26 protein-coding genes, 2 tRNA genes and 1 other RNA gene are annotated in these 25,359 nt (G+C 28.0%); 24 read left to right on the plus strand and 5 right to left on the minus strand.

The window, feature by feature from the left end; genetic code table 11:
* The first annotated feature begins 264 nt into the window (after window positions 1–264).
* The 3 genes from J7M87_RS13300 to J7M87_RS13310 all read left to right on the plus strand — a co-directional run bounded on the left by J7M87_RS13300 (window position 265) and on the right by J7M87_RS13310 (window position 3,615).
* Window positions 265–771 carry a methylated-DNA--[protein]-cysteine S-methyltransferase gene (locus J7M87_RS13300; protein WP_291651517.1) on the plus strand — a complete coding sequence of 169 codons (507 nt, stop codon included), beginning with the start codon at window positions 265–267 and terminating at the stop codon, window positions 769–771.
* Window positions 772–1,002: 231 nt separating this feature from the next.
* Window positions 1,003–2,109, plus strand: a complete 1,107-nt coding sequence (locus tag J7M87_RS13305) for a Fic family protein (RefSeq protein WP_291651518.1) — start codon at window positions 1,003–1,005, stop codon at window positions 2,107–2,109.
* Between the two features lie 135 nt (window positions 2,110–2,244).
* The gene (locus J7M87_RS13310) at window positions 2,245–3,615 is read left to right on the plus strand and encodes an MATE family efflux transporter (RefSeq protein WP_291651519.1); all 1,371 of its coding nucleotides are present in this window, start codon (window positions 2,245–2,247) and stop codon (window positions 3,613–3,615) included.
* Window positions 3,616–3,918: 303 nt separating this feature from the next.
* Here J7M87_RS13310 and J7M87_RS13315 read toward each other — a convergent pair whose 3' ends face one another.
* Complete coding sequence (locus J7M87_RS13315) at window positions 3,919–4,644, minus strand: lysophospholipid acyltransferase family protein (RefSeq protein WP_291651520.1); 726 nt, start codon at window positions 4,642–4,644, stop codon at window positions 3,919–3,921.
* Window positions 4,645–4,967: 323 nt separating this feature from the next.
* On the opposite strand from J7M87_RS13315, the gene J7M87_RS13320 reads away from it, so the two are divergent.
* The 7 genes from J7M87_RS13320 (at window position 4,968) to ffs (ending at window position 9,505) form a co-directional block, all read left to right on the plus strand.
* On the plus strand, window positions 4,968–5,792 hold the full coding sequence (locus tag J7M87_RS13320) for a staygreen family protein (protein WP_291651521.1): 825 nt from the start codon (window positions 4,968–4,970) through the stop codon (window positions 5,790–5,792).
* Window positions 5,793–5,874: 82 nt separating this feature from the next.
* Window positions 5,875–5,949, plus strand: a tRNA-Arg gene (locus J7M87_RS13325).
* A gap of 458 nt (window positions 5,950–6,407) precedes the next feature.
* On the plus strand, window positions 6,408–7,652 hold the full coding sequence (locus J7M87_RS13330; protein ID WP_291651522.1) for a hemolysin family protein: 1,245 nt from the start codon (window positions 6,408–6,410) through the stop codon (window positions 7,650–7,652).
* A gap of 89 nt (window positions 7,653–7,741) precedes the next feature.
* Complete coding sequence (locus J7M87_RS13335; protein ID WP_291651523.1) at window positions 7,742–8,185, plus strand: nucleoside deaminase; 444 nt, start codon at window positions 7,742–7,744, stop codon at window positions 8,183–8,185.
* Between the two features lie 100 nt (window positions 8,186–8,285).
* On the plus strand, window positions 8,286–9,053 hold the full coding sequence (gene lgt / locus J7M87_RS13340; RefSeq protein WP_291651524.1) for a prolipoprotein diacylglyceryl transferase: 768 nt from the start codon (window positions 8,286–8,288) through the stop codon (window positions 9,051–9,053).
* 97 nt (window positions 9,054–9,150) lie between these two features.
* A tRNA-Ser gene (locus tag J7M87_RS13345) sits at window positions 9,151–9,240 on the plus strand.
* Between the two features lie 3 nt (window positions 9,241–9,243).
* Window positions 9,244–9,505, plus strand: an RNA gene (ffs, locus tag J7M87_RS13350) — signal recognition particle sRNA large type.
* Window positions 9,506–9,753: 248 nt separating this feature from the next.
* Here ffs and J7M87_RS13355 read toward each other — a convergent pair.
* Window positions 9,754–10,242 carry a dihydrofolate reductase gene (locus tag J7M87_RS13355; protein WP_291651525.1) on the minus strand — a complete coding sequence of 163 codons (489 nt, stop codon included), beginning with the start codon at window positions 10,240–10,242 and terminating at the stop codon, window positions 9,754–9,756.
* Between the two features lie 2 nt (window positions 10,243–10,244).
* A complete protein-coding gene (locus J7M87_RS13360; RefSeq protein WP_291651526.1) occupies window positions 10,245–11,087 on the minus strand; it encodes a thymidylate synthase in 843 nt (280 codons plus the stop codon).
* Window positions 11,088–11,589: 502 nt separating this feature from the next.
* Here J7M87_RS13360 and dnaX point away from each other — a divergent pair.
* From dnaX to J7M87_RS13425, 13 genes are all read left to right on the plus strand, one after another.
* The gene (gene dnaX, locus J7M87_RS13365; protein ID WP_291651527.1) at window positions 11,590–13,209 is read left to right on the plus strand and encodes a DNA polymerase III subunit gamma/tau; all 1,620 of its coding nucleotides are present in this window, start codon (window positions 11,590–11,592) and stop codon (window positions 13,207–13,209) included.
* Between the two features lie 147 nt (window positions 13,210–13,356).
* Entirely contained in the window at window positions 13,357–13,701 is a 345-nt protein-coding gene (locus J7M87_RS13370) for a YbaB/EbfC family nucleoid-associated protein (protein WP_008675995.1), read from the plus strand.
* A 158-nt stretch (window positions 13,702–13,859) separates the two neighbouring features.
* Window positions 13,860–14,456 carry a recombination mediator RecR gene (gene recR, locus J7M87_RS13375; RefSeq protein ID WP_291651528.1) on the plus strand — a complete coding sequence of 199 codons (597 nt, stop codon included), beginning with the start codon at window positions 13,860–13,862 and terminating at the stop codon, window positions 14,454–14,456.
* Window positions 14,457–14,477: 21 nt separating this feature from the next.
* Window positions 14,478–16,013 carry a cardiolipin synthase gene (cls, locus tag J7M87_RS13380; protein ID WP_291651530.1) on the plus strand — a complete coding sequence of 512 codons (1,536 nt, stop codon included), beginning with the start codon at window positions 14,478–14,480 and terminating at the stop codon, window positions 16,011–16,013.
* 78 nt (window positions 16,014–16,091) lie between these two features.
* Entirely contained in the window at window positions 16,092–16,349 is a 258-nt protein-coding gene (locus tag J7M87_RS13385) for a DUF2508 family protein (protein WP_291651532.1), read from the plus strand.
* Window positions 16,350–16,409: 60 nt separating this feature from the next.
* Complete coding sequence (locus J7M87_RS13390) at window positions 16,410–16,658, plus strand: pro-sigmaK processing inhibitor BofA family protein (RefSeq protein WP_097034409.1); 249 nt, start codon at window positions 16,410–16,412, stop codon at window positions 16,656–16,658.
* Window positions 16,659–16,938: 280 nt separating this feature from the next.
* Window positions 16,939–17,124 carry a hypothetical protein gene (locus tag J7M87_RS13395; RefSeq protein ID WP_291651534.1) on the plus strand — a complete coding sequence of 62 codons (186 nt, stop codon included), beginning with the start codon at window positions 16,939–16,941 and terminating at the stop codon, window positions 17,122–17,124.
* Entirely contained in the window at window positions 17,125–17,565 is a 441-nt protein-coding gene (gene mscL / locus J7M87_RS13400; RefSeq protein WP_291651536.1) for a large-conductance mechanosensitive channel protein MscL, read from the plus strand.
* Between the two features lie 305 nt (window positions 17,566–17,870).
* On the plus strand, window positions 17,871–18,947 hold the full coding sequence (locus J7M87_RS13405) for an alanine--glyoxylate aminotransferase family protein (RefSeq protein WP_291651538.1): 1,077 nt from the start codon (window positions 17,871–17,873) through the stop codon (window positions 18,945–18,947).
* Window positions 18,948–19,269: 322 nt separating this feature from the next.
* A complete protein-coding gene (locus tag J7M87_RS13410; RefSeq protein ID WP_291651540.1) occupies window positions 19,270–20,175 on the plus strand; it encodes a D-2-hydroxyacid dehydrogenase in 906 nt (301 codons plus the stop codon).
* 24 nt (window positions 20,176–20,199) lie between these two features.
* Complete coding sequence (locus J7M87_RS13415) at window positions 20,200–21,435, plus strand: DUF1015 family protein (protein WP_291651542.1); 1,236 nt, start codon at window positions 20,200–20,202, stop codon at window positions 21,433–21,435.
* 445 nt (window positions 21,436–21,880) lie between these two features.
* Entirely contained in the window at window positions 21,881–22,435 is a 555-nt protein-coding gene (locus J7M87_RS13420; RefSeq protein ID WP_291651544.1) for a rubrerythrin family protein, read from the plus strand.
* Between the two features lie 324 nt (window positions 22,436–22,759).
* On the plus strand, window positions 22,760–23,173 hold the full coding sequence (locus tag J7M87_RS13425) for a hemerythrin domain-containing protein (RefSeq protein WP_291651546.1): 414 nt from the start codon (window positions 22,760–22,762) through the stop codon (window positions 23,171–23,173).
* A 107-nt stretch (window positions 23,174–23,280) separates the two neighbouring features.
* Here the strand turns inward: J7M87_RS13425 and J7M87_RS13430 are convergent, their stop codons facing one another.
* Window positions 23,281–23,973, minus strand: coding sequence for a 5'-methylthioadenosine/adenosylhomocysteine nucleosidase (locus J7M87_RS13430; RefSeq protein WP_291651548.1), 693 nt, complete (start codon window positions 23,971–23,973; stop codon window positions 23,281–23,283).
* A gap of 376 nt (window positions 23,974–24,349) precedes the next feature.
* On the opposite strand from J7M87_RS13430, the gene J7M87_RS13435 reads away from it, so the two are divergent.
* A complete protein-coding gene (locus tag J7M87_RS13435; protein ID WP_291651550.1) occupies window positions 24,350–25,108 on the plus strand; it encodes a tRNA threonylcarbamoyladenosine dehydratase in 759 nt (252 codons plus the stop codon).
* A 167-nt stretch (window positions 25,109–25,275) separates the two neighbouring features.
* Here the strand turns inward: J7M87_RS13435 and J7M87_RS13440 are convergent.
* The coding region (locus tag J7M87_RS13440) for an IS3 family transposase (protein WP_291648866.1) at window positions 25,276–25,359 on the minus strand (84 nt) is incomplete at its 5' end.

The raw sequence follows: 25,359 nt of genomic DNA on the forward strand, positions 1-25,359 counted from the left end.
TTTATATTATATTAGTTATATAATTTAACTAACATATCTTAAATCATAATTATAGTATGTACCATAAGGGGACATATTATAATTTTAAGTTATATTAATTTTAAGTTATATTAATTTGGAGATATAACATAATATTATTTTTTCCTAACTAACTTAGTATACACTATAATTCAAAAATATGCTCGTATTATTTATTAGTAAAATAAGTTATTTTGAAATAAATATAAAAAAAACAACAAGTAAACGTTTGATTGGAGATTTATCATGGAAAAATATGGAGAAAAATTATATTTTTATAAAATAGATAGCATAATAAGTTCTATATATATTGTAAAAAGTTTAAAAGGATTAAGAATTATTGAGTTAATAGAAGAAGACTGGATTAAATTTAAAGAAAAAAATAATTTAATAGAAGATAAAAATATATGCTTAGATGTAATAACTCAATTAAATGAATATTTTGAAGGGAAGCGAAAGAATTTTTATTTAAAATTAGATATAGAAGGAACTGAATTTAGAAAACTAGTATGGAATGAGTTAATAAAGATTCCATATGGAGAAATAAAAAGCTATAGTTATATAGCAAAAGCAATTGGTAACGAAAAGGCTGTAAGAGCAATAGGTCAAGCAAATAGGGCAAATCCTATTCCTATAATAATACCTTGTCATAGAGTTGCTGGTAAAAATGGAAGGTTATTAGGATATGCTGGAAATCATACATATATTCAAGAAAAACTTATTAAATTTGAAAAAAAGATTCAAACAAAATAAAACAAAAAGGAATATAAAGGAAAGTGTTTATTTTACATATTATGGGATGAGATGAGACTCTCCCTTTTTTTATTTGTATAAAAATATTATTGAAATATAACTATAAGTATTTTAATATATAATTACAAAGTAAATTAGCAGTATATAAATAGTAATTAAATAGTAATTTAATGTGGTAATAAATAGTAATTTATAGTTAATATAATTAGTAATGAAAGTGAGGCGAAAGTTATGGATGCCCAAATTATTCAAGATTTTAACAATTTATATTTTAGTAAAAAACAAATTTCAAGAAGAATATTTGACAAAGAAGAATTGGAAAAATTATGGAAGATTATTGAAGATGATAGAATGAAAATATCGCTTGAAAGTAATTTTAACTTTAAACCAATTGTAAATTATTGGTTTAATAATACAGAAGATATTATTAGTAATGCTGAGTTTATTAATGAAGCAAACAATTTAGGGGTATTTAATTATGTATCTTCAAAGATAAAGGAGAAGTTAAATAATTCAGCTGAAGAGTCTGAGTTATTAGGATTAGCGAATTTAGATAATATAATTATTTCAGATGAAATGCTAAGGGATTTAAAATTAGCTATTAGTAATGACTGCAATATAGACGAAGAGTTTGTATGGGATTTATATAGTATTATTGATGGAGAAAATATAAAAGATAATAAGAGTACAATACAAGGCGTTGCTAGAGATGAATTTAATGCAGGGAATATAAAGACTTTAATTTCTTTAATAAATGAAGAGCAAGGAAAAAGTGCATTAATAGTAGCTGCAACAATATATTTGTATGTAACAATTAATAAGCCTTTTAGAAGATATAACTCTATAATTTCAGAGCTTTTATCATATAAATATCTATTGATGAATGGATATGAGGTTATAAAATATTGTTCATTATCAACATTAATAAATTCAAAATTAAAAAAATATAATGCTGCAGTGGAAAATAGCATATCTTCAAATGGTGATATAACCTATTTTATAAGATTCTACATAAGTGTATTAAGAGAAGCCGTTAATGCTTTGAATAGTGAATTAAACTGTAAATTTGGTAAAAAGATATTAAAGGAATTAATTGAAAGAAATAATGTAAAATTAGAAGAAAGACATATTAAATTTATAAACAGCATTTTATCATCTAAAGATAATGTTGTAACCATTGACAATTATAAAAATAAGTTAGATATTTCATATGAAACTGCTAGAAGTGATTTAAATTATTTAGTCACATTGGGCTTTTTTAAGATTGCTAAATCAGGAAAAAGATATGAATATTACAAGAACGATATATCTACAATTGTGGATAACTTTGAAGAATAGTGTTGACAAATTTAAATAATTATTAGAAAATAACTAAGGAAAAAAGTAAGTGATAATGAGCAGATGGGCGGCCAGACTACCCATATGCTCTTTTTTTATGCATTTAATTAAATGAACAAAAGTGGGAGGGGTTAGATGAAAAAGGTACTAAAGGATAAGACATTTATAAAGACAATGCTTACATTAGCTTTACCAATAACATTTCAAAATTTTATTACTTCATCATTAAATCTTGTAGATAATTTAATGGTTGGTAGGTTAGGAGAAGAAGCCATTGCTGCTGTAGGATTAGCAAATCAATACTTCTTTATTTTTATGCTATGTATTTCTGGTATAAATGCAGGTGCTAGTGTATTTATGTCTCAATATTGGGGAAGAAAAGATATAACTAGTATTAAAAAGGTGCTTGGATTAGATATTACTATTGGATTTATAGCCTCATTAATATTTGGAGGAGCTGCATTTATTATAGCAGAGCCAATAATGAAGATTTTATCAAGGGATATTCAGGTTATAGAATTAGGTGTTCAATATTTAAGAATCATTGCAGTAAGCTTTATATTTACTAATTTTACTCAAGGCTTTTCTTCAGCTCTTAGAAGTTCTGAGCAACCAAAAGCACCAATGTATGCAAGCTTAATAGGAGTGTTAAGTAATGCATTTTTAAACTGGGTATTTATTTTTGGAAACTTAGGTGTAAAACCAATGGGGGTAGCAGGAGCAGCTTTGGCTACAACTATAGCACGTACTATAGAAATGCTTTATATAATTGTAATAATATATGGTAAAAAGAATATTATATCTTCAAAAGTTAAGGAATTACTTGCCTTTGATATAAGTTTTGTGAAAATATACTTTAATACATCAGCAGCTGTTATAGCAAACGAATTATTATGGTCATTAGGAATGACTGCATATTCAATTGCTTATGCACAAATAGGGACAAGCGCTGTTGCCACAATGCAAATTGCAACAACTTTAAACAATATGTTTATGGTATTGTGTATAGGACTAGCTTCAGCAGCATCTATTATGGTTGGTAATAAGATAGGTGCAAATGAGGAAGATATTGCAGTTGACTATTCGCATAAAATAGGAAAAGTTGCACCGGTACTTGGATTAATAATAGGGGTTTTACTTTGGGTTTTAGCACCTCAAATAGTTAGGCCTTTCAATGTAGAAGCAGGAACCTTTAATGATACTGTAGCAGTTTTAAGAGTAATGGCTTTAATATGTCCTATAAGATCTTATAATGTAGTTATGATTGTTGGTATATTTAGAGGTGGTGGGGATACCCTTTATTCCACATTAGTGCAATTAGGTACGGTTTGGTTTTATGCAGTTCCAATGGCATTTTTATCAGCTATAGCTTTTAAATTACCAATAACTTTTGTATATTTGTTAATATGCACAGAAGAGTTTATTAAAATTTGTTTTGAGAGAAGAAGATTGAAATCAGGAAAGTGGATAAAAAATGTAATAGCAGAGAATGAAGTAACTGCTTAAATGAGAATTAAATTTAATAATATGTATTAACTTTCCGATCATTAATGAGGTTAATTCTTCATTTGATGAGGCTTCATACTAAGTTTATTTGGATTATTCAACATTTAAATAAGTATTAAATGCCTACTGCGTAAAATTTAGAATGAATAAGTGCAAAACCCTTTTAATAAAAAGATAGCAGATAGATTATGTAAAAATAATTTATCTGCTATCTTTTTATTAACTCTTCCATTTTCATAATTCAACTGTATTGAATTACCTCATTAATTTTTTCACTCTTTTATTCTTTCATTTTTAACTCTTTTAATTAGGTAATTTGCTTTTAATGATTTCATAAACTTTTTTAGGTAACTCATCTTGTTGTTCTTTAGCTAATTTAGCAGTTTCTATAGCTGGGTGGATATACAAATCTACGTGAGCAGGTTTTACAATCCATTTTTTCTTATTAGATTCCATTATTTTATAAGATCCGCTCATTGTAATAGGTACTATAGGAACTTTAGACTTCGTAGCTAACTTAAAGCTACCAGCTTTAAATTCGCCCATTTTATCACCTTTACTTCTTGTACCCTCTGGGAATATAACTAATGAATGCCCATTCTTCAATACTTTAATACCTTGTATTATAGCTTCTCCAGATTTTCTTAAATTGCTTCTATCCATAAAGATACAATGCATGTATTCCATCCATGTACTAACTCCAGGAATTTTCTTTACCTCTATTTTAGATACAAATCCTTTTAATCCAGGGATTTTACTTATATATATTGGAATATCAAAATTTCCTTGATGATTTCCTATGAATAATACATTTTGGTCTTTAGGAAGATTCTCTAGACCATGAACTGTAACCTTCACACCAGCAGTTTTTAAAAGACTATCAGACCAAACTTTGGTTGCCTTATAAACTAATTTTTCCTTTTCTTCTTCTAGACCTTTTTTATCAAGTCTTTTAGTTTTTATCATACTAGGAATACTAATTAGTAAACCTATGAAGAAAACTATATACCAAGCAATAGATCTAAGCATGTAAATCAAATCCTTTCAATAATTTATAAAAATTCCATAAATAAAGTATATAACAAAGTTAAAACATATAAAAGTAAATAAACAGATAACTTTCAAACATGAATTTAATATTTGAATGGGTCTAACGAAACAGAAGGGGCTAACAAAACAGTATGGACTAAATAACTATAATTATAGGGATAATTATAGTAATGAGATACAATTAAAAATTAACAAAAGTTTTATAATGTACTGTAATGATATAAATAGATAAATTCAATTTCTAATTAAGTAACTATATAAATATAATAAACATATAGTAGGTAATAAAAAGTATTTTAGAGGTGAAGAGTTTGGATAAGCTAGACCCAAATAAACTTATAATTGATTTTAAAAAGGGGATATCTAAAGATGGACCGATAAGTCCCCGTAACTATACAGTTACTCATTCAGATAATACGGGGGATATATTAATAACAGTTGCGAAAGATTATGATAAAGGGCATGTGACTGATAAAAGAGATGAGGTATATGGCAGGTGGTGCGAAAATGGTAAAAATTATGTTTTATGTCTTCATTTAAATGTAGATGGGAATGAAAGAGATAAAAATAAAGTAGCACAAAGAAATAGAATATTTAGAGATGCTTTACCATTAGCAATTACAGCTATAAGGCAGGGGGATTTAGGGTTAATAAAAAAACACAATAAGTTAGATGAGTCAGACATATTTATAAAATTTAATTCAAGATTTGATGAATTTTACAAAGTTGAGCATTGGGGAAAGTTAAAAAATTATAAGTATATAGAAGATGATTATGATGAATATGAACTTAAATCACCAGAAGAAGGTGTGCTAATGGAACAAACAAGATCTGTAATACTTAGAAAAAAGAAATGTAAAATTAGTATGGAAGAAGGCATTATACTTAATCTTTTAAACCCATATATAGAAAATCAATTGTGTATTATATATGGAAGTAATATAAGGTACTGTATTGAAAAATGCGAAATAATTGATATTGATGAAATAAAATCACTAGATGGATGTGGTAAAATATACGAAGTATCTTTGGTAGTTAAAATAAAGATTAAATCCAAGTCGAGAAGGGTTTCTATGGATTTTATCATAAAGCCAAATGGTATAATAATTAAAAGAGTGGAAGAATAAATAATTGCTATGGAGGATATTATAGAAGTAGGATAATATTGACATATACCTAATATTATTATACAATTTATTTGGTAATCATGTCTCCATAGTTCAATGGATAGAACAGTCCCCTCCTAAGGGACAGATACAGGTTCGATCCCTGTTGGGGATACCACATAAAACCCTCAAGCCATAGATTTATTAGGCTTGAGGGTTTTATGTTTTTTAGTTTCTTGATAATACTAAGGATATAAATAAAGGTACTAAAGTAAGATAAATTTTATAAGATTTATTTATATGCTGTAGTTACTAAAAGATAAATTACGGGAACTACTAATTACGTAGTTACTAAGAAATATATTAAAGTAACTACAAAACACGTGGTTACCAGGAAAAATATTAAAGTAACTACAAAAAAGGTTATATAAAAATTTTATAGCCTTATATCTGTATGTACAAATAGAAAGTAAATAATTTATAAACTTTAAAAATTTTAATTATATAAATGCATTATGGCAAATATTATATATTATAGAAAGATATTTAAATTTTTTATTAAAACCGCTATATTGATTTTAAGATATGATATAATATAAAATAAAAAAATTATTTAATTTAGGAGTGTGAATAAATTTGGAGAGTTATACGTGGCAGATAGTATTATTAGTAATATTATTGTTGATGTCAGGATTTTTCTCTATGTCAGAAACTGCCTTAATGGCACTAAGTAAAATTAGAATAAGACATATGGTAGAAGAGGGAGTTAAAGGGGCAAAGTTAGTTGAAAAGCTTGCTGAAGATCCAAGTAGGCTATTAGGAGCAATATTGATAGGAAATAATATTGTTAATATAGGAGCATCTGCACTTGCAACATCAGTTGCTGTTAAAGCTTTTGGAGAAGGTGCAGTAGGTGTTGTAACCATTGTAATGACTATATTAGTATTGATATTTGGTGAAATAACTCCAAAATCTATAGCAAAGCAGAATTCAGAAAGTGTTGCTTTAAAGGTTAGTAAAATTATAAATATTGTAGTTAAGTTATTTAGACCATTTATAGCAATATTTACAGCTATATCTGGATTATTTATAAGAATTTTAGGTGGAGATCCAAAGGCAACAGAACCATTTATAACAGAAGAAGAACTAAAGACCATGGTAGGTGTTAGTGAAGAAGAGGGCGTACTTGAAGATGTTGAAAAAGAAATGATATTTAATGTTTTTGAATTCGCAGATTCTCAAGTTAAGGATGTTATGGTTCAAAGAGTTGATGTGGTAGCAGTAGATATAAATGCTACCTATGATGAAGTTATAAGCATTATTAAAGCTGAACAATTCTCAAGAATACCAGTTTATAATCAAAACATAGATGATGTAATAGGAATATTAAATGTCAAAGATTTAATAATAGCTTCTCAAAGTAAGGAGAATTTTAAAATTTCTGATTATATGAGAGAGCCTTATTATACTTTTGAATTTAAGAAGATTACTGAGCTATTTAATGAAATGAAAAAAAATAGAAACCACATGGCTGTTGTATTAGATGAATATGGTGGGAATGTTGGTATAGTTACTATAGAAGATCTAATTGAAGAAGTAGTAGGGGAAATTGAAGACGAGTATGATGATGAAGGAGATGACGATATAGTAGTAGTCAAAGAAGATGAATATATCGTTGATGGAAGTGCTAGATTAGATCATATTGGTGACCTAATAGGAGTTACCATGGAATCAGAGGAGTTTGATTCTGTAGGAGGATTAGTAATCGGAGAATTAGGAAGATTTCCTGAACAGGCAGAAGAAGTCAAGCTTAATAATATTAGATTTGTAGTTGAAGAAGTAGATAAAAATAGAATTAAGAAAGTTAGAATATACACTTAATTTTAAAAAATAAGATGGGGAACTATATAAAGATTAAGTTCTCCATTTTTATTTATAATAGATAGACTCTTAATTAAGAAGGTGTATTTATGAATTATATGAATAGGGCAATAAATGAAGCTAAAAATGCATATAACAAAGGGGAAGTTCCGGTTGGAGTAGTTATTGTTAAAGATGGAGAAGTTATAGCAAGTCAACATAACTTAAAGGAAAAATTGAATCTACCAACAGCTCATGCAGAAATATTAGCAATAGAAGAGGCATGTAAAAAGTTGAATAATTGGAGATTATCAGGTTGTGAGATGTATGTAACTTTAGAACCTTGTCCTATGTGTGCAGCAGCAATAGCACAAAGTAGAATTTCAAGACTGTTTATAGGAACTTTTAATAAGGATATGGGAGCTTGTGGATCTACTATAAATTTAATAGATTATAATATATTTAATTGGCATGTAGATGTTAAATGGTGTTACAATCAAGAATGTAGCGATTTATTAACTTCTTTTTTTATAAAGCAAAGAAGTAAGATATAAAATTTATAAGTATGTCTTTATAAATAATACATATTTATTTGGTATAATTATCTATAAAGTTATATAATTAAAATAATTTACTATAAGAGGAGGAGATGAAATGAATCCAGTAGCTTTTGAATTATTTGGTTTAGAAATAAGGTGGTATGGAATAATAATATCACTTGGGGTGTTAGCTGCTATGCTATTAATGTATATTTTGGCTAAGAAGAAGAACTTAGATTATGATGTAATAATAGATGCATTTTTAATAACTTTTCCAATATCAATAATTGGAGCAAGGCTATATTATGTAGCCTTTGAATATCAAGATTATAATTCATTTATAGATGTAATTAACATAAGAAATGGTGGAATGGCAATCCATGGGGGAGTTATAGCTGCGTTATTATCTGGATATGTATTTGCAAGATATAGAAAAATAAACTTCTTAAGATATGTAGATGTTATAATGCCAGGAGTTATATTAGCTCAAGCAATTGGTAGATGGGGTAATTTTATGAATCAAGAAGCTCATGGAGGACCAGTATCTAAAGAGTTTATAAGTAAGTTCCCAGAGTTTATTCAAAAAGGTATGTACATTAATGGAGTTTATTATCACCCAACATTTTTATATGAATCAATATGGAATCTTTTAGTTTGTGCAATTTTAGTTTATATTGTTTACAAGAAAAAAGAAGTAAAAGATGGTATAGTTCTTGGTGGATATATGATCTTATATTCAATAGGAAGATTCTTCATAGAAGGATTAAGAACTGATAGTTTAATGTTTATGGGATTAAGAACAGCTCAAATGGTAAGCTTACTTGGAATAGTGTTAGGTATAGTTTTAATTGTTTGGATAAATAAGAAAAATAAGGCTGTTTAGGTAATATAGTTACATTAAGTTTTAAATGTTGCAATATGAATTAGTATGTGATAATATATAGCAGTAGTTAAAATTAAATAGCTATATATTATTTTATGGAGAGATGTCCGAGTGGTTGAAGGAGCACGCCTGGAAAGCGTGTATAGGGGAAACTCTATCAGGGGTTCAAATCCCCTTCTCTCCGCCATAGCCGTGCTAGATGGGGAGTCAGCGGTGCCCTGTAACCCGCAATCCGCTATAGCGGGGTTGAATTCCTAGCCTAGGCTTTAATCTGTAGGGTCTGCCTATGCAAGTGGTGTTGATGGCAAGGTCCCATACGACGTAAGTGCGTGAACCTCGTCAGGTCCGGAAGGAAGCAGCGATAAGCGATTACTGCGTGTGATATGGATCAATCTTGCCAGAGCTAACTACATAGTAACGCTTATAGATTACTGTCAAAGCTAGGTGCACGGTTTTAATTTTTAGACCTTTCTAACCAAAAGAAGGGTTTTTTTAATGTAAAAGGTAGAAAATAAATGTTTAAGTATTACATAAAATATTTATTTAATCAAAGGTTACTCTTCAATAGGATTAACATACAATAGGACAAAGAAAGCGAGGGAATTCCTTATGGAATACCCTCGTTTTCTTTATTTAAAAAGGATATAGTTATTAATTAAGTAACTATATCTTTTAAAGTAATAGAGTATAAAGATAAAATTTATTTATTAGAATTCTTTGTATAAATCGTAAATACATGAGGGTGTTTATGATTTATATTTTCTTTATGGCAAATACTCTCTGATATTTCCCATTCGTCTGTAATTTCTGGGAAATATGTGTCAGCTTCAAATTCATCAAATATATGAGTAATATAAAGTTTATCTGCATATGGAAGCATTTGCTTATAAATGCTATCACCACCACATATAAAAGTTTCCTCTTCTGTATTTAATAACTTTAATAATTCCTCTATAGAATTAACTACTTCAGCACCATCTAATTTTATGTCTTTAGTAGTAAGAACAATATTTCTTCTATTAGGTAATGGCCTTTTGGGTAATGACATATATGTATTATATCCCATCACAATTGTATTACCATCAGTTATTCTTTTGAAGTACCTTAAGTCTTCAGAAATATGAGCGAGTAACTTATTTTTATTTCCAATGCCATTATTTTTATCCATGGCAACTATTAAACTAATCATAATTATATCCCCAATTCAAATTTTAGTTGTGGTTTAACGGGATCGTAATCCACCATTTCAAAATCATCAATTGTAAAATCGTAGAAGTTTATTTTACCTTCTTTAAGTATTAATTTAGGTTGCTTATCACTAGGAGTTCTTGCTATTAATTCTTTTGCTTGTTCTACATGTCTATCATAAATATGTAAATTATCTACAACGTGCATAAACACTCCAGGCTTTAGGCCAACATGTCTTGCTACCATCATCATTAAAGCAACATATTGAATTTTATTTATATGTCCGGCTGTACAATAGTCTGAGCTTCTTTGATGAAGTGTTACATCAAGATACTTATCTCTAACAGACCAAACAGTAAGAAATGCACAAGGATTTAAGCCTGGTGTTTCTTCAAAGTCTGCATATTGATATAAGTCTATAATATGCCTTCTAGTATAAGGCTCATTCTTTAAACCATCTAATAGCTTATTCATTAAATCATATTTTTTTACAGTAGCACCATATCTTTGACCTATTGTCCCTGTGCCATTAACTTCCCAATCTCCCCACCAAGTAATACCCATTTCTTCAAGTACTGAAAGTTCATTTGAAGCTTTTTGATATATCCATAAAATTTCTTTAATACCTGATTTCCATGCAACAGGTCTTAGTGTAGTAATAGGAAATTCACCTTTGGAGATATCATATTTTTCTACAACTTGATTTATATATATTGTGTGTGCAGGAGTGCCATCTTTATATTTTGGTCTTACTTTATGACCTTCTGTGCTTACTCCATTTGTAAGAATATCATTTAATGTTTCTTTAAATAAATTATCTGTTTTTGATATAAAATTTGTTGTCATAGGTTCACCTCTATATCTTAATTTCACCCCAAGGGATGAACAGTTATATTATACCATAAGGGGAAGTTAATATGATTTGCATTAACCTATTTTTTTAATCTATTAATAGATATCGATAATCATAATAAATACTTTATTTAAAAGTAATTTACTTAGAGCATTTGATTTAAAGTTATGTAAATAAAAAAATATATATAAAATAGGTTTAGAGGTGAAAATATATTATGAATATTTATTAGATTTAGATAATCAAATATTATGAAATTTTAGTAGGAAATTAGAAAAAGATGGATTTGTCTAAAATTTAACGAAAAATAATTACAACATTTGTAAGTTGTGTCGTGAAAATGATGATGAAAAAATAAAATGAAAGTTTTTGTTGCAGGACTTGCATGTTGAAAAAATAAAGATGAAGGATTTGAAATTAAAACTTTCAATCCTTCATTAATTTTCATCTTTAGTTTATAATATAAGTAAATAATTAAATTTAAGGAATGATTTTATGGGATATACAGCTTTATATAGAGAATGGAGACCACAAAACTTTTATGATATTGTTGGTCAGGAACATATAACAACAACAGTTAAAAATCAAATATTAAATGACAGAATTGCTCATGCATATCTTTTTTGCGGAACAAGAGGAACAGGAAAAACAACGACAGCTAAAGTATTTGCTAAAGCTTTAAATTGTTTAGAGTTAAAAGATGGGGAGCCATGTAATGAATGTGAGATGTGCAGAAAGATAAATGAAGGTTTAGCAATAGATGTAACTGAATTAGATGCAGCTTCTAACAATGGTGTTGATAAAATTAGAGATATTATAGATGACGTTAAATATCCTCCTCAAGAAGCTAGATTTAAAGTTTATATAATGGATGAGGTTCACATGTTATCAACTGGTGCAGTTAATGCATTTTTAAAAACATTAGAAGAGCCTCCAAATAACGTAATATTTATTTTGGCAACAACAGATCCTCAAAAACTTCCAATTACTATTCTTTCAAGGTGTCAAAGGTTTGATTTTAAAAGAATAAATAACAATGAAATTACAGAACGTCTTAGAAAAATAGTTAATGATCAAAATGCTCTTGCAGATGATAAAAGTTTAAATTTAATCGCAAGAGTATCAGATGGGGCTATGAGAGATGCTTTAAGTATATTGGATCAAGCCATATCAATGGGAAATGGAGCAGTAGAATATGATGTTCTTATAAATATGCTTGGGCTTGTTACTAATGATCATTTATTTAATCTTACTAATTCTGTAATACAAAGAAATGTAGAAAAATCAATTAGTATAATAGATGAAGTTGTTTATGCAGGAAAAGATATTTATCTATTTATAAAAGATTTAATAGCTCATTATAGAAATATATTAATGGCTAAAGTGACTAATAATCCTGAAGAGGTATTAGATATGTCAGAGGAAAATATAGCATTAATAAAAGAGCAAGCTAGCAAAATTAGAGCAGAAGAAGTAATGAGATATATAAGAATTCTTCAAGAAACCGAATCTAATGCAAAGATAAGCAAACAAGCAAGATTATATTTAGAGTTAGCTGTTATTAAAATGTGCAAAATAGAATATGATACATCTAATGAGGTTATTTTAACTAGAATTAATAAACTTGAAGAAGGATTAAAAAATGGTAGTCTTAAAGTAATAAGTGCAGCATCTACTAATAAAGGTGATTCAAAAAAAGAAGCTGTTGCTAATAAGCCTAATAGAGAACAGCCGAAGCCTAGAAATAATGATATAGTAGCAAATGAAAATTCTAAGGTAACGTTAAATGATATTCAAAGATCATGGAAGGATATTTTAGAAAGATTTAAGGCAAGAAGAGCTATGATAGTATATGCATCAATGCTTACTGGAAAGCCAGTAGAATGTAAAAATGGTGTTTTAACTATTGAATATGAAGATCAATTTAAGTTTAATAAAGATAGATTAGAAAAGCCTGAATATAAGGCTATAATACAAGAAGTATTAGCTGAAATTTTTAGAGAAGATATAAAAATTGTCTTCGAAGTTGAAGAAACATCAAATAATGAAAAGTCAACAGCAGATATGCTTTTAGAAACTTTAGGGTCTGATATGGTAGATATTTTAGATGAATAAAATTAAGTTATAATATATGCACATAAACGAAATAAAAAATAAGAATAATAAGAATGAAAATTAATACAAATAGTAGCTTAAATATAGTAAAATAAAGAAAAATACTATATAATAAAGAATAGATTTTTATAAAAGGAGGATGTTTTTATGGCAAGAGGAGGATTTCCAGGCGGATTTGGTGGAGGAAATATGAACAACCTAATGAAGCAAGCGCAAAAACTTCAAAAGGATATGGAGCAAATGCAAAAGGACCTTGAAACTAAGGAGTTTGAAGCTTCAGTTGGTGGTGGTGCTGTAGTTGTAAAAGCAAATGGTAAAAAGGAAGTAGTTTCAATTAACATAAAGCCAGAAGTAGTTGATGCAGATGATGTTGAAATGCTAGAAGATTTAGTTCTTAGTGCAGTAAATGAAGCATTAAGAAAAGCAGAAGAAGAAAGCGCAAATAAGATGGGTAAATTAACTGGTGGAATGAATATACCAGGACTTTTTTAATAAATAATAATTTACACTGTTTTTAGATTTTTAATTAAGAATCATAAATTAACAATTAATCTTTAATTATTTATAAACAAATTATAAGTAAAGTTAAGACGTAAAGGGCGAATTTATTTCGCCTTTTTATATATTCAAATTACAGAAAGGATGATTTTATGGATTTTTATCCAGTTGCTATAGAAAAGCTTATTGAGGAATTTGCAAAACTACCTAGTGTTGGACAAAAGACTGCTCAAAGATTAGCATTGCACGTATTAAATCTTCCAGAAGATGAAGTTAAAGAATTTGCAGATGCTTTAATTAAGGCAAGAGGAACAATAAAGTATTGTTCAATATGTGGTAATTTTACAGACAAGGATCCTTGCGCAATATGTTCTAATCCAAGTAGAGACAAGGATATAATTTGTGTTGTAGAACAGCCTAAAGACATAATGACTATGGAAAAAGTTAAAGAATACAATGGAGCATATCATGTATTACATGGAAATTTATCTCCTATGCAAGGAAGAGGACCGCAAGATATAAGAATAAGAGAATTAGTTGCTAGAATGAGTGCTGATGTTAAAGAAGTAATAATTGCAACAAATCCCAATATCGAAGGTGAAGCAACAGCAATGTACATATCAAGAATTTTGAAGCCTTTAGATATAAAGGTAACTAGAATTGCATCAGGAATACCTGTAGGAGGAGATCTGGAATATGCTGATGAAGTAACACTTTCAAAGGCATTAGAAGGTAGAAAAGAGATTTAAGTATAATAGAAAGGTGAATGTATGAGTAAGATATTAAAATTTCTATTTAGTAGAATGGCGATTGTTGGATTACTTATTTGTATTCAACTAGCAATTCTTATTTTCGCCATATGGAAGCTTACAGAATCTTTTGTATATCTATATGTATTACTATTTCTAATAAGCATATTTGCAGTTGTTTATATTGTTAGTACTAAAGATAATCCATCATATAAGCTTGCGTGGACTATACCAGTATTATTAGTTCCTGTTTTTGGCGGATTATTTTATTTGCTATTTGGGTTAAGAAAAACTACTAAGAAATTTAGGGCTAGAATGATTAATATACATAATGAAACAGCTAAGTTATTGACTCAGGATAAAGATATACTAAATGAAATTGAAGAAGAAGATAAAGGTGTTGCAAATCAAGTAAGATATTTAAATAAGTATGCAGCAAGTCCTATATATAAAAACACTACTACGAAATATTTATCGCCTGGAGAAGAATTTTTTAAAAAGCTGAAGGAAGAATTAAAAAATGCAAAACATTATATCTTTATGGAGTATTTTATAATTCAAGAAGGCGTAATGTGGAATAGTATCTTAGAAATACTAGAAGAAAAAGTAAAGGAAGGCGTAGACGTAAGATTAATATATGATGACATGGGATGTTTAAGAACGCTTCCTTATAAGTATGATGAAAAACTAAGACAAAAGGGAATAAAATGTTTAGTATTTAATCCATTTGTACCATTTTTATCAGTTATAATGAACAATAGGGATCATAGAAAAATTACAATAATTGATGGTCACACTGCATTTACAGGTGGTATAAATTTAGCTGATGAATATATAAATGAAATAGTTAGATTTGGGCATTGGAAGGATTCGTCAATTATGATAAAAGGAGAAGCAGTTTGGAATCTAACCATGATGTTTCTTCAATCATGGCAATTTAATTGTGGTCAAAAAGAAGACTATGAAAAATATAAGCCATATGTAAATTACCATAAAGAGTTTGAAGGAGATGGATATGTTCAACCTTATGGTGATAGTCCTCTTGACGATGAAACAGTAGGGGAGAATGTATATTTAAATATTATAAATAAGGCAAAGGACTATGTTTATATAAATACACCATATTTAATAGTGGATAATGAACTAGTAACGGCTTTAACTTTAGCAGCTAAAAGTGGCATAGAAGTTATAATAGTTACTCCACATATAGAAGATAAGTGGTATGTTCATATGGTTACAAGAGCATATTATGCGCAGCTTATCGAATCAGGAGTAAAGATATATGAATATACACCTGGATTTATACATTCTAAGACATTTGTATCAGATGATGAAATAGGTGTTGTAGGAACTATAAATATGGATTATAGAAGTCTTTATCTGCACTTTGAATGTGGAGTTTTACTTTATAAGACAAAATCATTAATAGAAATTAAGAATGATTTCATTAATACATTAAAGGCTTGTAAATTAATAACAATAGAAGATTGTCATAGAATTAAATGGTCAAATAAATTTATAACGGCTATACTAAGAGTTTTTGCACCATTAATGTAAGAAAAATTCATAATTCCTGAATATTTATGTTAAAAATTGGATATTAATCTAATATATAAATTATTTGGGAGGATAGAAATGGACAAGAGGACGATCTTAGATTTATTAATGCAAAATATAGAAGGAAATAGGATAGATTATAGTGAGGATGACTTGGATTTATTAAGTGCTATAAAAGATGCGGTAACAGAAATGGAAGTAGCAAGATCATTATTTAATTCAGTAAGTGATCCTCAATTAATTGAATTAGCTATACATGCAGAAGATGTGGCTAAAACTAGATATGATTATTTAATAACTATGGCTAAAAGAAGAGAATTAAGAAAAATAAACTAATATATTAATAAATTAATATTATTATTAACTAATACATAATATTAATCGGAGGGAATTTATATGGATTTAAATATCATTTTATATGGATTAATAGGACTAGTTTTATTGTATTTATTAATAAAATTTTTGAAATGGCCATTAAAAATTTTAATAAATGGTGTTATAGGAATAGTTTTATTATATTTAACAAATATTGTGGGTTCTTATTTTGGATTTTCTATAGGAATAAATGCAATAACAGCATTAATAGCAGGATTCTTAGGGGTTCCTGGTGTTATATTTTTAGTAATATTTCAAATGTTTTTATAAAAATGAAAGAGATTCAGTTTTAATTGAATCTCTTTTATTTTAATGAGAGAGGGAACGTATAGTTCCCAAAAGTCTATATAGATGGGAGTTAGAAGTTTTCTCAGTCTATTATGAGTGAAAAGCCTCTTATGAGATTAATATATGGGAATTGCAAAAATTGGTTACTACAATTTATAAATGAAAGAATTCAAGTTGTTTTGCTATGCAAAATATTACTAAGTTTATGTATTGACTCATGTGATAAAATAAATATAAATTAATTTTAAGGGGGAGTATCATTATGCCAGCAGGTAATGGAGTAAATTGCAAATATTGTCCAGAGTATAAAAAAAGATGTAATGGGGATGATAAAGGGTGTCTATGCTATAAGTGTCCTAGGCATTTGGGACAATGTATGTGTGTGAAATATTGTAGGGAAACAGAGTCAATACTAACGTTTGATGAATATTATGAAGGGACTGATTAGATGAAGGAAAAGGGAAAGAAATTTGTTAATGAATTTAAAGATTTTGCAATGAGGGGAAATGTATTAGACTTAGCAATTGGGGTAATTATTGGTGGAGCTTTTAATAAAATAGTTTCATCACTAGTTAAGGATGTTATAATGCCTCCGATTGGACTTCTAACAGGAGGGGTCAATTTCTCTGATCTTGCATTTGTTTTAGACGATGGAGTTACAATAAATTATGGATTATTTATTCAAAATATAGTTGATTTTTTAATTATAGCATTATCAGTATTTATACTTGTAAAAGTAGTAAATAAATTAAATGGTAAAAAAGAAGAAGAAGCTAAAAAAGAAGAGGAAGTTAAAAAACAAGAAGAAAATAAATTAACAGTAGAACAAGAGTTATTAACAGAAATAAGAGATTTATTAAAGAGTAATCAGGATATTTCTAAAAAGTAGTTAGCAGTACATATTTTACGTAATTAACATAGTTAAATCTATAGGTTATAGTACTTTTAAATAATATAGAAGTGCTATAACCTTATTTTATTTATAAAAAGTATTCAAAAATATTATTATTTCATAATATGATAATAAAAATTAATATATTAATTATTTTATTATGTTTAAAATATCAGTATATTTATAAAATTATATTATTATAAAAAGATTAGCAAAATAGTTGTTAATCATGTAAAAAAGTAGTAAAATTAACAATAATTAAATAAGCAATAAAAATAAAGATTATATGGGGGAGTGGAACGATGCATAAAAAGCTATTTATTCCTGGGCCAGTTGAGGTAAGACCAGATGTTTTACAACAGATGGTAAAGCCTATGATTGGTCATAGAAGCAAAGAAGCTTCAGAGCTTCAGAGAAGAATTAGTAATAACTTAAAAGAGTTATTCTTCACAGAAAGTGAAATATTGCTTTCAACTACATCAGGTAGTGGACTTATGGAGGGTGCTATAAGATGCTGTACAGCAAAGAGAGCTGCTGTATTTTCCGTTGGGGCATTCGGAAAGAGATGGTATGAGATGGCGACTTCGAATAACGTTCCTGCTGATTTATTTGAAGTAGAAATGGGAAAATCAATTAATCCTGAAATGGTTGATGAAGCATTAGCAACAGGTAAGTATGATTTAGTAGCAGTGACTCATAATGAAACATCTACAGGAGTAATGAATCCAATTGAAAAGATTGGAGAGGTTATAAGGAAATATAAAGATGTTGTTTTTATAGTAGATTCAGTAAGTTCTGCTGCAGGAACAAAAATTGAAGTCGATAAATGGGGAATAGACATTTGCCTAACTTCAACACAAAAAGCAATAGGGTTGCCACCAGGTATGGCAATATGTACTTTTTCAAATAAAGCAAAGGAAAGAGCAGAAAAGGTACCAAATAGAGGATTTTATTTAGATTTATTATCTTTATATAAATATATTCAAAAGAAGGATTACCAATATCCATCAACACCATCTATACCACATATGTATGCACTTGATTATCAATTAGATTATATATTAAATAAAGAGGGTCTAGAAAATAGATTTGAAAGGCATATAGAGATGGCTAAGGTTGTAAGAGCGTGGGCAAAAAAATACTTTGAAATTTTCCCTGATGAAAATTATTTATCTAACACTTTAACTACTGTTAAAAATAATAGAGGTGTAGATGTATCTGCATTAAATAAAGAGTTAGGAAAAAGAGGATTTCAAATATCAAATGGATATGGAAGCTTAAAAGATAAAACATTTAGAATAGCTCATATGGCAGATTGTCAAATGGAAGATGTAAATGAGCTTTTACGTAATATAAATGATATTTTGGGACTAGAGTAATAATTATAAATTGTGAATTAATGAGGTTAAATCCTTCTTTAATAATTAAAAGTTGGGAAATATAAGTTGGTGAAGATAAATAGACGGTGGAATAAGCATATAGAGAGCAATTAGAAGTACTTGGTGTGGGAAAAGCTACTAGGCCTTAGTGTTGCTTAATTGTTTGAGTGCAGCGAGTTAACCAAAACTCTTGGCAGAGTATTCTTTCCAATCCTAGTACTTCTTTGCATAGTTATTTAGCTTATGGAATATATCTATTTATCGTAGCCTTTATATTCATAATTTATAACAATTATGAGTAATGAGAATAGGGGGCAGATAGATGTTTAGAATATTAGTAAGTGATGGTTTACAAGAAAATGCAATTAATAAATTATTAGAATTAGGTTTTGAAGTTATAGATGAACATTATGATAAAGGAATTTTAGGAGATAAGCTTAAAGAGTTTGATGCTTTAGTAGTAAGATCTGCAACAAAAGTAACTAAGGATATATTAGAAAAAGCTTCAGTAGGAAAATTAAAGCTTATAATAAGAGCTGGGGTTGGGATAGATAATATAGATATATACACAGCTCATGAAAAAGGAATAACAGTTAAAAACACTCCAAATGCAAGTTCAGATTCAGTAGCGGAGTTAGCATTAGCTCATATGTTTGCTGTAGCCAGATTTGTTGGAACTTCAAATTATACTATGAGAAATGGTGAATGGAATAAAAAGAAGTATGAGGGGATTGAGCTTGGAGGTAAAACATTAGGAATAATAGGTATGGGAAGAATAGGTAAGTCACTTGCTAATAAAGCTACAGCATTAGGGATGAATGTAGTTTATAATGATGTTTTTGGTAAGCAAGATGATGTAAACTATGAATTTCTAGAACTAAATGACTTACTTAAGAAGTCAGATTTTATTTCTTTGCATGTTCCATATGATAAGAAAAATGGATATTTAATTAGAAAAGAAGAGTTAGATATTATGAAGGATGGAGCTTATATAATAAATTGTGCAAGAGGAAAAGTTGTAGATGAAGAAGCTCTATTAGAAGCATTAGATAGTGGGAAAATTGCTGGAGCAGGAATAGACGTATTTGAAGTAGAACCAAATACAAATGAAGCATTAGTTAATCATCCAAGAGTTAGCTGTACTCCACATATTGGTGCATCAACAATGGAAGCACAAGATAGAATTGGAGAAGAGGTAGTTTCAGTTATAAAGGAATTTTTTAACTAGGCTATAGATTTAGGAGGAATTTTAATGGCAGTTATTAGACCTTTTAAAGGTACAAGACCTATAAAGGAATTAGCAGATAAAATAGCAGCACTACCTTATGATGTAATGGATAGTGATGAAGCTAGAGATATGGTAAAAGATAATCCTTATTCATTTTTACATGTAGATAAGGCTGAGGTAGACTTACCAACTGATATTGATGTATATGATGAAAGAATTTATGAAAAAGCAAAAGAAAATTTAGATAAAATGATTGAAAATGGATATTATATAGAGGATGAAAAGCCTAAATTTTATATTTATAGACAAGTTATGAAGGAAAGAAGTCAAGTCGGACTGGTTGGCTGTGCTTCAATAGATGATTATACTAACAATATAATAAAAAAGCATGAGCTAACAAGAGAGGATAAAGAAATTGATAGAATTAATCATGTTTATAAATGTAATGCTCATACAGGACCTATATTTTTAACTTATAGAGAAAATAAAGATATTTCAAATATAATAAATGAATGGATGAAAAAAGATCCAGTTTATGATTTTAAGTCAGAAGATGGAATATCACATACTGTATGGATTATAGAGGATGAAAATACAATAAATAGAATAAGTGAATCATTTAAATCGGTGGAATATCTATATATTGCTGATGGACATCACAGATCAGCATCAGCAGTGAAGGTTGGGCATATAAAGAGGGCAGAAAATGAAAACTATACTGGAGAAGAAGAATTTAATTATTTCTTATCAATTGCATATCCAGATAGTGAGTTAGAGGTATTAGATTATAATAGAGCTGTTAAAGATTTAAATGGACTTTCTAAAGAGGAATTTTTAAATAAGGTAAGTGAAAAGTTTATAGTTACTAAAAGTAATGAACAAGTTAAACCAAAAGAAAAGCATACTTTTGGGATGTATATAGAAAAACAGTGGTATTTACTTGAAGCTAAAAATGGGATATTCGATCCAGATAATCCTGTAGAGCAATTAGACGTATCAATACTTCAAAATAATCTTTTAAAACCAATACTAGGAATAGGTGATCCAAGAAAATCTAAAAGAATTAAATTTATTGGAGGCATTAGGGGACTAAAAGAATTAGAAAGAAGAGCAGATACAGATATGAAAGTTAGTTTTTCTATGTATGCTACAACTACTGATGATATTATGGATATAGCAGATAGCGGAAGGATAATGCCTCCAAAATCAACATGGTTTGAGCCAAAGCCTAGAAGTGGTCTTTTTATTCATAAATTCTAAGAGTTGTATGAGTAAAAAAGACTAACTAATAGAAAAAAGATTGAATAAGAAAAGTAAGTGGAATAGAAAGAGAATAAAAAAGTATTATTATAAATAAAAAATAATTAAAGAAAAAGGTAAAAGAGTTATAAAAATCTATGGTATAAATCTTAAAAGTTATACTTAAATTTATAGCTCTTTTTTATATGAAAAATAAAAATTAATTTTGAAAATATATTTATATAAAGTATTAAAAATGCAATACCAGAAAATTTATTAATTAATATAGTTTTAAAGTGTTTTTATATAATTACATGTATAAATTTAGGGGGAAGGACATAGTTTATAATTGTATATACAATATATTCAATATTATCTTTAAAATAATTTAACTAAAATAATGAATTATTATTTAGAAAGTTGGAATAATAATAATGTTATTTAGTAGAAGGGATGTGTTTAAATTATGTCAGTAAAAAATGCAATGACAGTAGATTTTTTAAGTTCAGCATATGGTGGAGAAAGTATGGCTCATATGCGTTACACAATTTGGGGGGATTCAGCTGAGAAAGATGGATATCCAAATATAGCAAGACTTTTTAGAGGAATTGCGTATGCAGAATGGTGCCATGCTAAGAATCACTTTAATGTATTAAATGAACAAGTTGGAGATAAAACAGTTGCAGCTGGAGCTGTATTTGGTCATACAAATATAGTTGAAAATCTTCAAGGTGCAATTGATGGGGAATTACATGAAATAGAGCAAATGTATCCTGTTTACTTAGAAACTGCAAAATTCCAAAGTGAAAGCGATGCTCAAAGATCTTTCCATTATGCATTAGAAGCAGAAAAAATACATGCTAAAATGTTTAAAGATGCTCAAGATATGGCTAAACAACAAAAAGATATAAGTGATGAAACTATTTATGTATGTCCAATTTGTGGATTCACTGAAATTGGAGACAATGTAGAAAACTGTCCAGTTTGTGGTGCAAAGAAAGATATATTCAAAGCTTTCTAATAAAAAGATGTTTTAAATAATTATATTATAAATAAAAACATATGCATTTTACTTGTATATGTTTTTGTTTATTTACTTGAGAAATTATAAAAAGATCATTATTTGAATAATTTCTTTATTCAACTTTAGGTTAAACGTATATAACTTTACATTAACTTAGAGAGAGGCTAATAATAATGAAACTATATATGTTCATTTTTTCCTATTTAGATAAGGCTTCATAATAAGTAGAATTGTGACTTCAATCACATAAAATAGAATGATTTTTATTTATAATTTAAGTAAGTTAAAAATAGATAAAAGTGAAGATAGGAGTTACATGATATGAACATAGATAACCTAGAAAGACAACATTTAGAGATAAATAAGTTATTTAAAAAAATTAATAGTACTTTGATCTTAAGAAATATGGAGGATAGTTTGGACCAATTAGTTTGGGATATAAATACTCTTGCTGGCAAGTTAAATATTCACATGAAAACTGAGGACAAGTTTTTATATCCAGAATTAATTAATAATAATGATAGTAGCTTAAGAAGCATTTCTAAAGAATATATTGAAGAGATGGGAAATGTTCATGCTATATTTATTGAATTTAAAAATAAGTTTAATACTAAAAATAAGATATTAAATGATAAAAATAAATTTTTAATAGAAAGCAAAAGAGTATTAAAATTACTAGAGAATAGAATAGATAAAGAAGATAAAAACTTATATCCTAAAATTAAATGTTTATAGAAATGAAGCCTATAAATAATGATATGATATGCTCTCTCTATAGAAATAAATTTTAACATCTTAACTATATACTATAAATTGAGCATATCAAAGTTTTGTTTTATTGATTATAGTTTTTCTAACATACTTTTTAAAATTGTAGTTGAATTTCTAACTGCTATAGGAATAAACTTTTCATAATCCATATGAGCTCCATTATTAGCATTATCAGATATTGATCTAATAACAACACATGGAATATTATTTAAATAGCACACATGAGCGATACTTGCACCTTCCATCTCACAAGATATTGCATTAAATTCCTTTTCAAACCATTGAATTTTCTCAACGCTTGATATAAATTGATCTCCAGATACTATTCTACCAGAGAAAGTGTTAATTTCTTTAATATCTTCACATGCGGCTAAAGCAGCCTTAACTAATTTATCATCGCATTTAAAAGAAAAAGTATCTAATCTTGGGATTTGACCATGAGGATCACCAAATACAGTTGTATCCATATCATGTTGAACTAAATCTGTTCCAACAACAACATCTCCAGGATAAATATTTTTACCAATTCCACCTGCAACTCCGACATTTATTACAGAAGAGACGTTATATTCAGATATTAATATTTGAGTGCAAATGGCAGCATTTACCTTACCAATACCACAAACAACTGCAATTATATTTTTATCTCCTAGAGCTCCTTTATAAAAAGTCATATTTGCTTTTTTAGTTTCTTCTTCGATAGACATATCTTTTAGAAGCAATTCTAACTCTTCAGCCATAGCGCTTATAATTCCTAAAACCATAATTAGCCTCCTTGAAATATATTTTTAAAATGGATAATTGATAATGCATAATAGACAATTAAGAAAAAAATCCCGCAGATTTTTAATTAAAAGGTACTATGCACCAATTTAATTAAAGTTTTGCTGTGCAAAACCTCCTTAAATATCCATTATTAATTATCCACTATCAATTTATAACTTATATTATCATATAATAAAATTTGCTTAAATAAAACATATATATTGTTAATAATAAAAATTATGTTAATCTATATTATTTTTTATTATATGGAAAATAATATTATTGTATATAAATAAATAATAGTCTAAAATAAGATATAAATTAAAATTATTCTTTTGTGAAATTAAACATAAGATATAAAAAGGAGAGAAGTGAATGTTACAACATCCATTATCTAGAACAGAATTACTTATAGGAAATGATGGACTAGAAAAACTAAAAAATTCAAAAGTAATGGTATTTGGAGTTGGTGGAGTAGGAAGCTTTGCTGTTGAAGCATTAACAAGAGCTGGAGTTGGAACCTTAATATTAGTTGATGATGATACTGTTTGCTTAACTAATTTAAATAGACAAATACATGCTACATATGGAACTATAAGCAAAGTAAAAGTTGAAGTTATGAAGGAAAGAATCCTTACTATTAATAGAAAGTGTAATGTTATTACTCATCAAGTATTTGTTACTCCTGAAAATTTAGGAGAATTAATTCCAGATGATGTTGATTATGTGATAGATGCAATAGATACTGTATCAGCTAAAATAGCTTTAGCAAAGTATTGCTATGAAAAAGATATTAATATAATTGCATCAATGGGAACAGGTAATAAGCTTGATCCAACACAATTTAAAGTTGCAGATATATATGATACAAAAGTTTGCCCTTTAGCTAAAGTTATGAGATATGAATTAAGAAAAAAAGGTGTAAAGAATCTTAAAGTTGTGTATTCAGAAGAAAAACCAAGAAGACCAAAAGATGAAGATGTAGTTACTTGTAAGACTGGTTGCGTTTGCACAGGTGGTACTAAAAAATGTGCAATTAAAAGACAAATACCAGGAAGTATATCATTTGTTCCTCCAGTTGCAGGTATGATTCTTGGTGGGGAAGTTATAAAATCTATAATAGGTGAAATTTAATTATTTTATTCGTGATAAAAAAAACTGGCATTTAATAAATAGAATTGTTTTATATTATTTAAATAAAGCTAGTATTTTATTGGCTTATATAAAATTAAAGTAATAAAAATTAAAAAGTAAGGAGTAATAAACTGGTCCCTATGTCAAGGACATTTTAAAAAAGAGAGTTAGGAAGCTAAGAGCTGATTTCTGTATTGAACAGGAGTCAGCTTTTTTAAGTTCCACTGACAACGGTCATTATTATAATAATC

This window comes from Clostridium sp., assembly GCF_017888565.1.
Lineage (GTDB): Bacteria > Bacillota > Clostridia > Clostridiales > Clostridiaceae > Clostridium.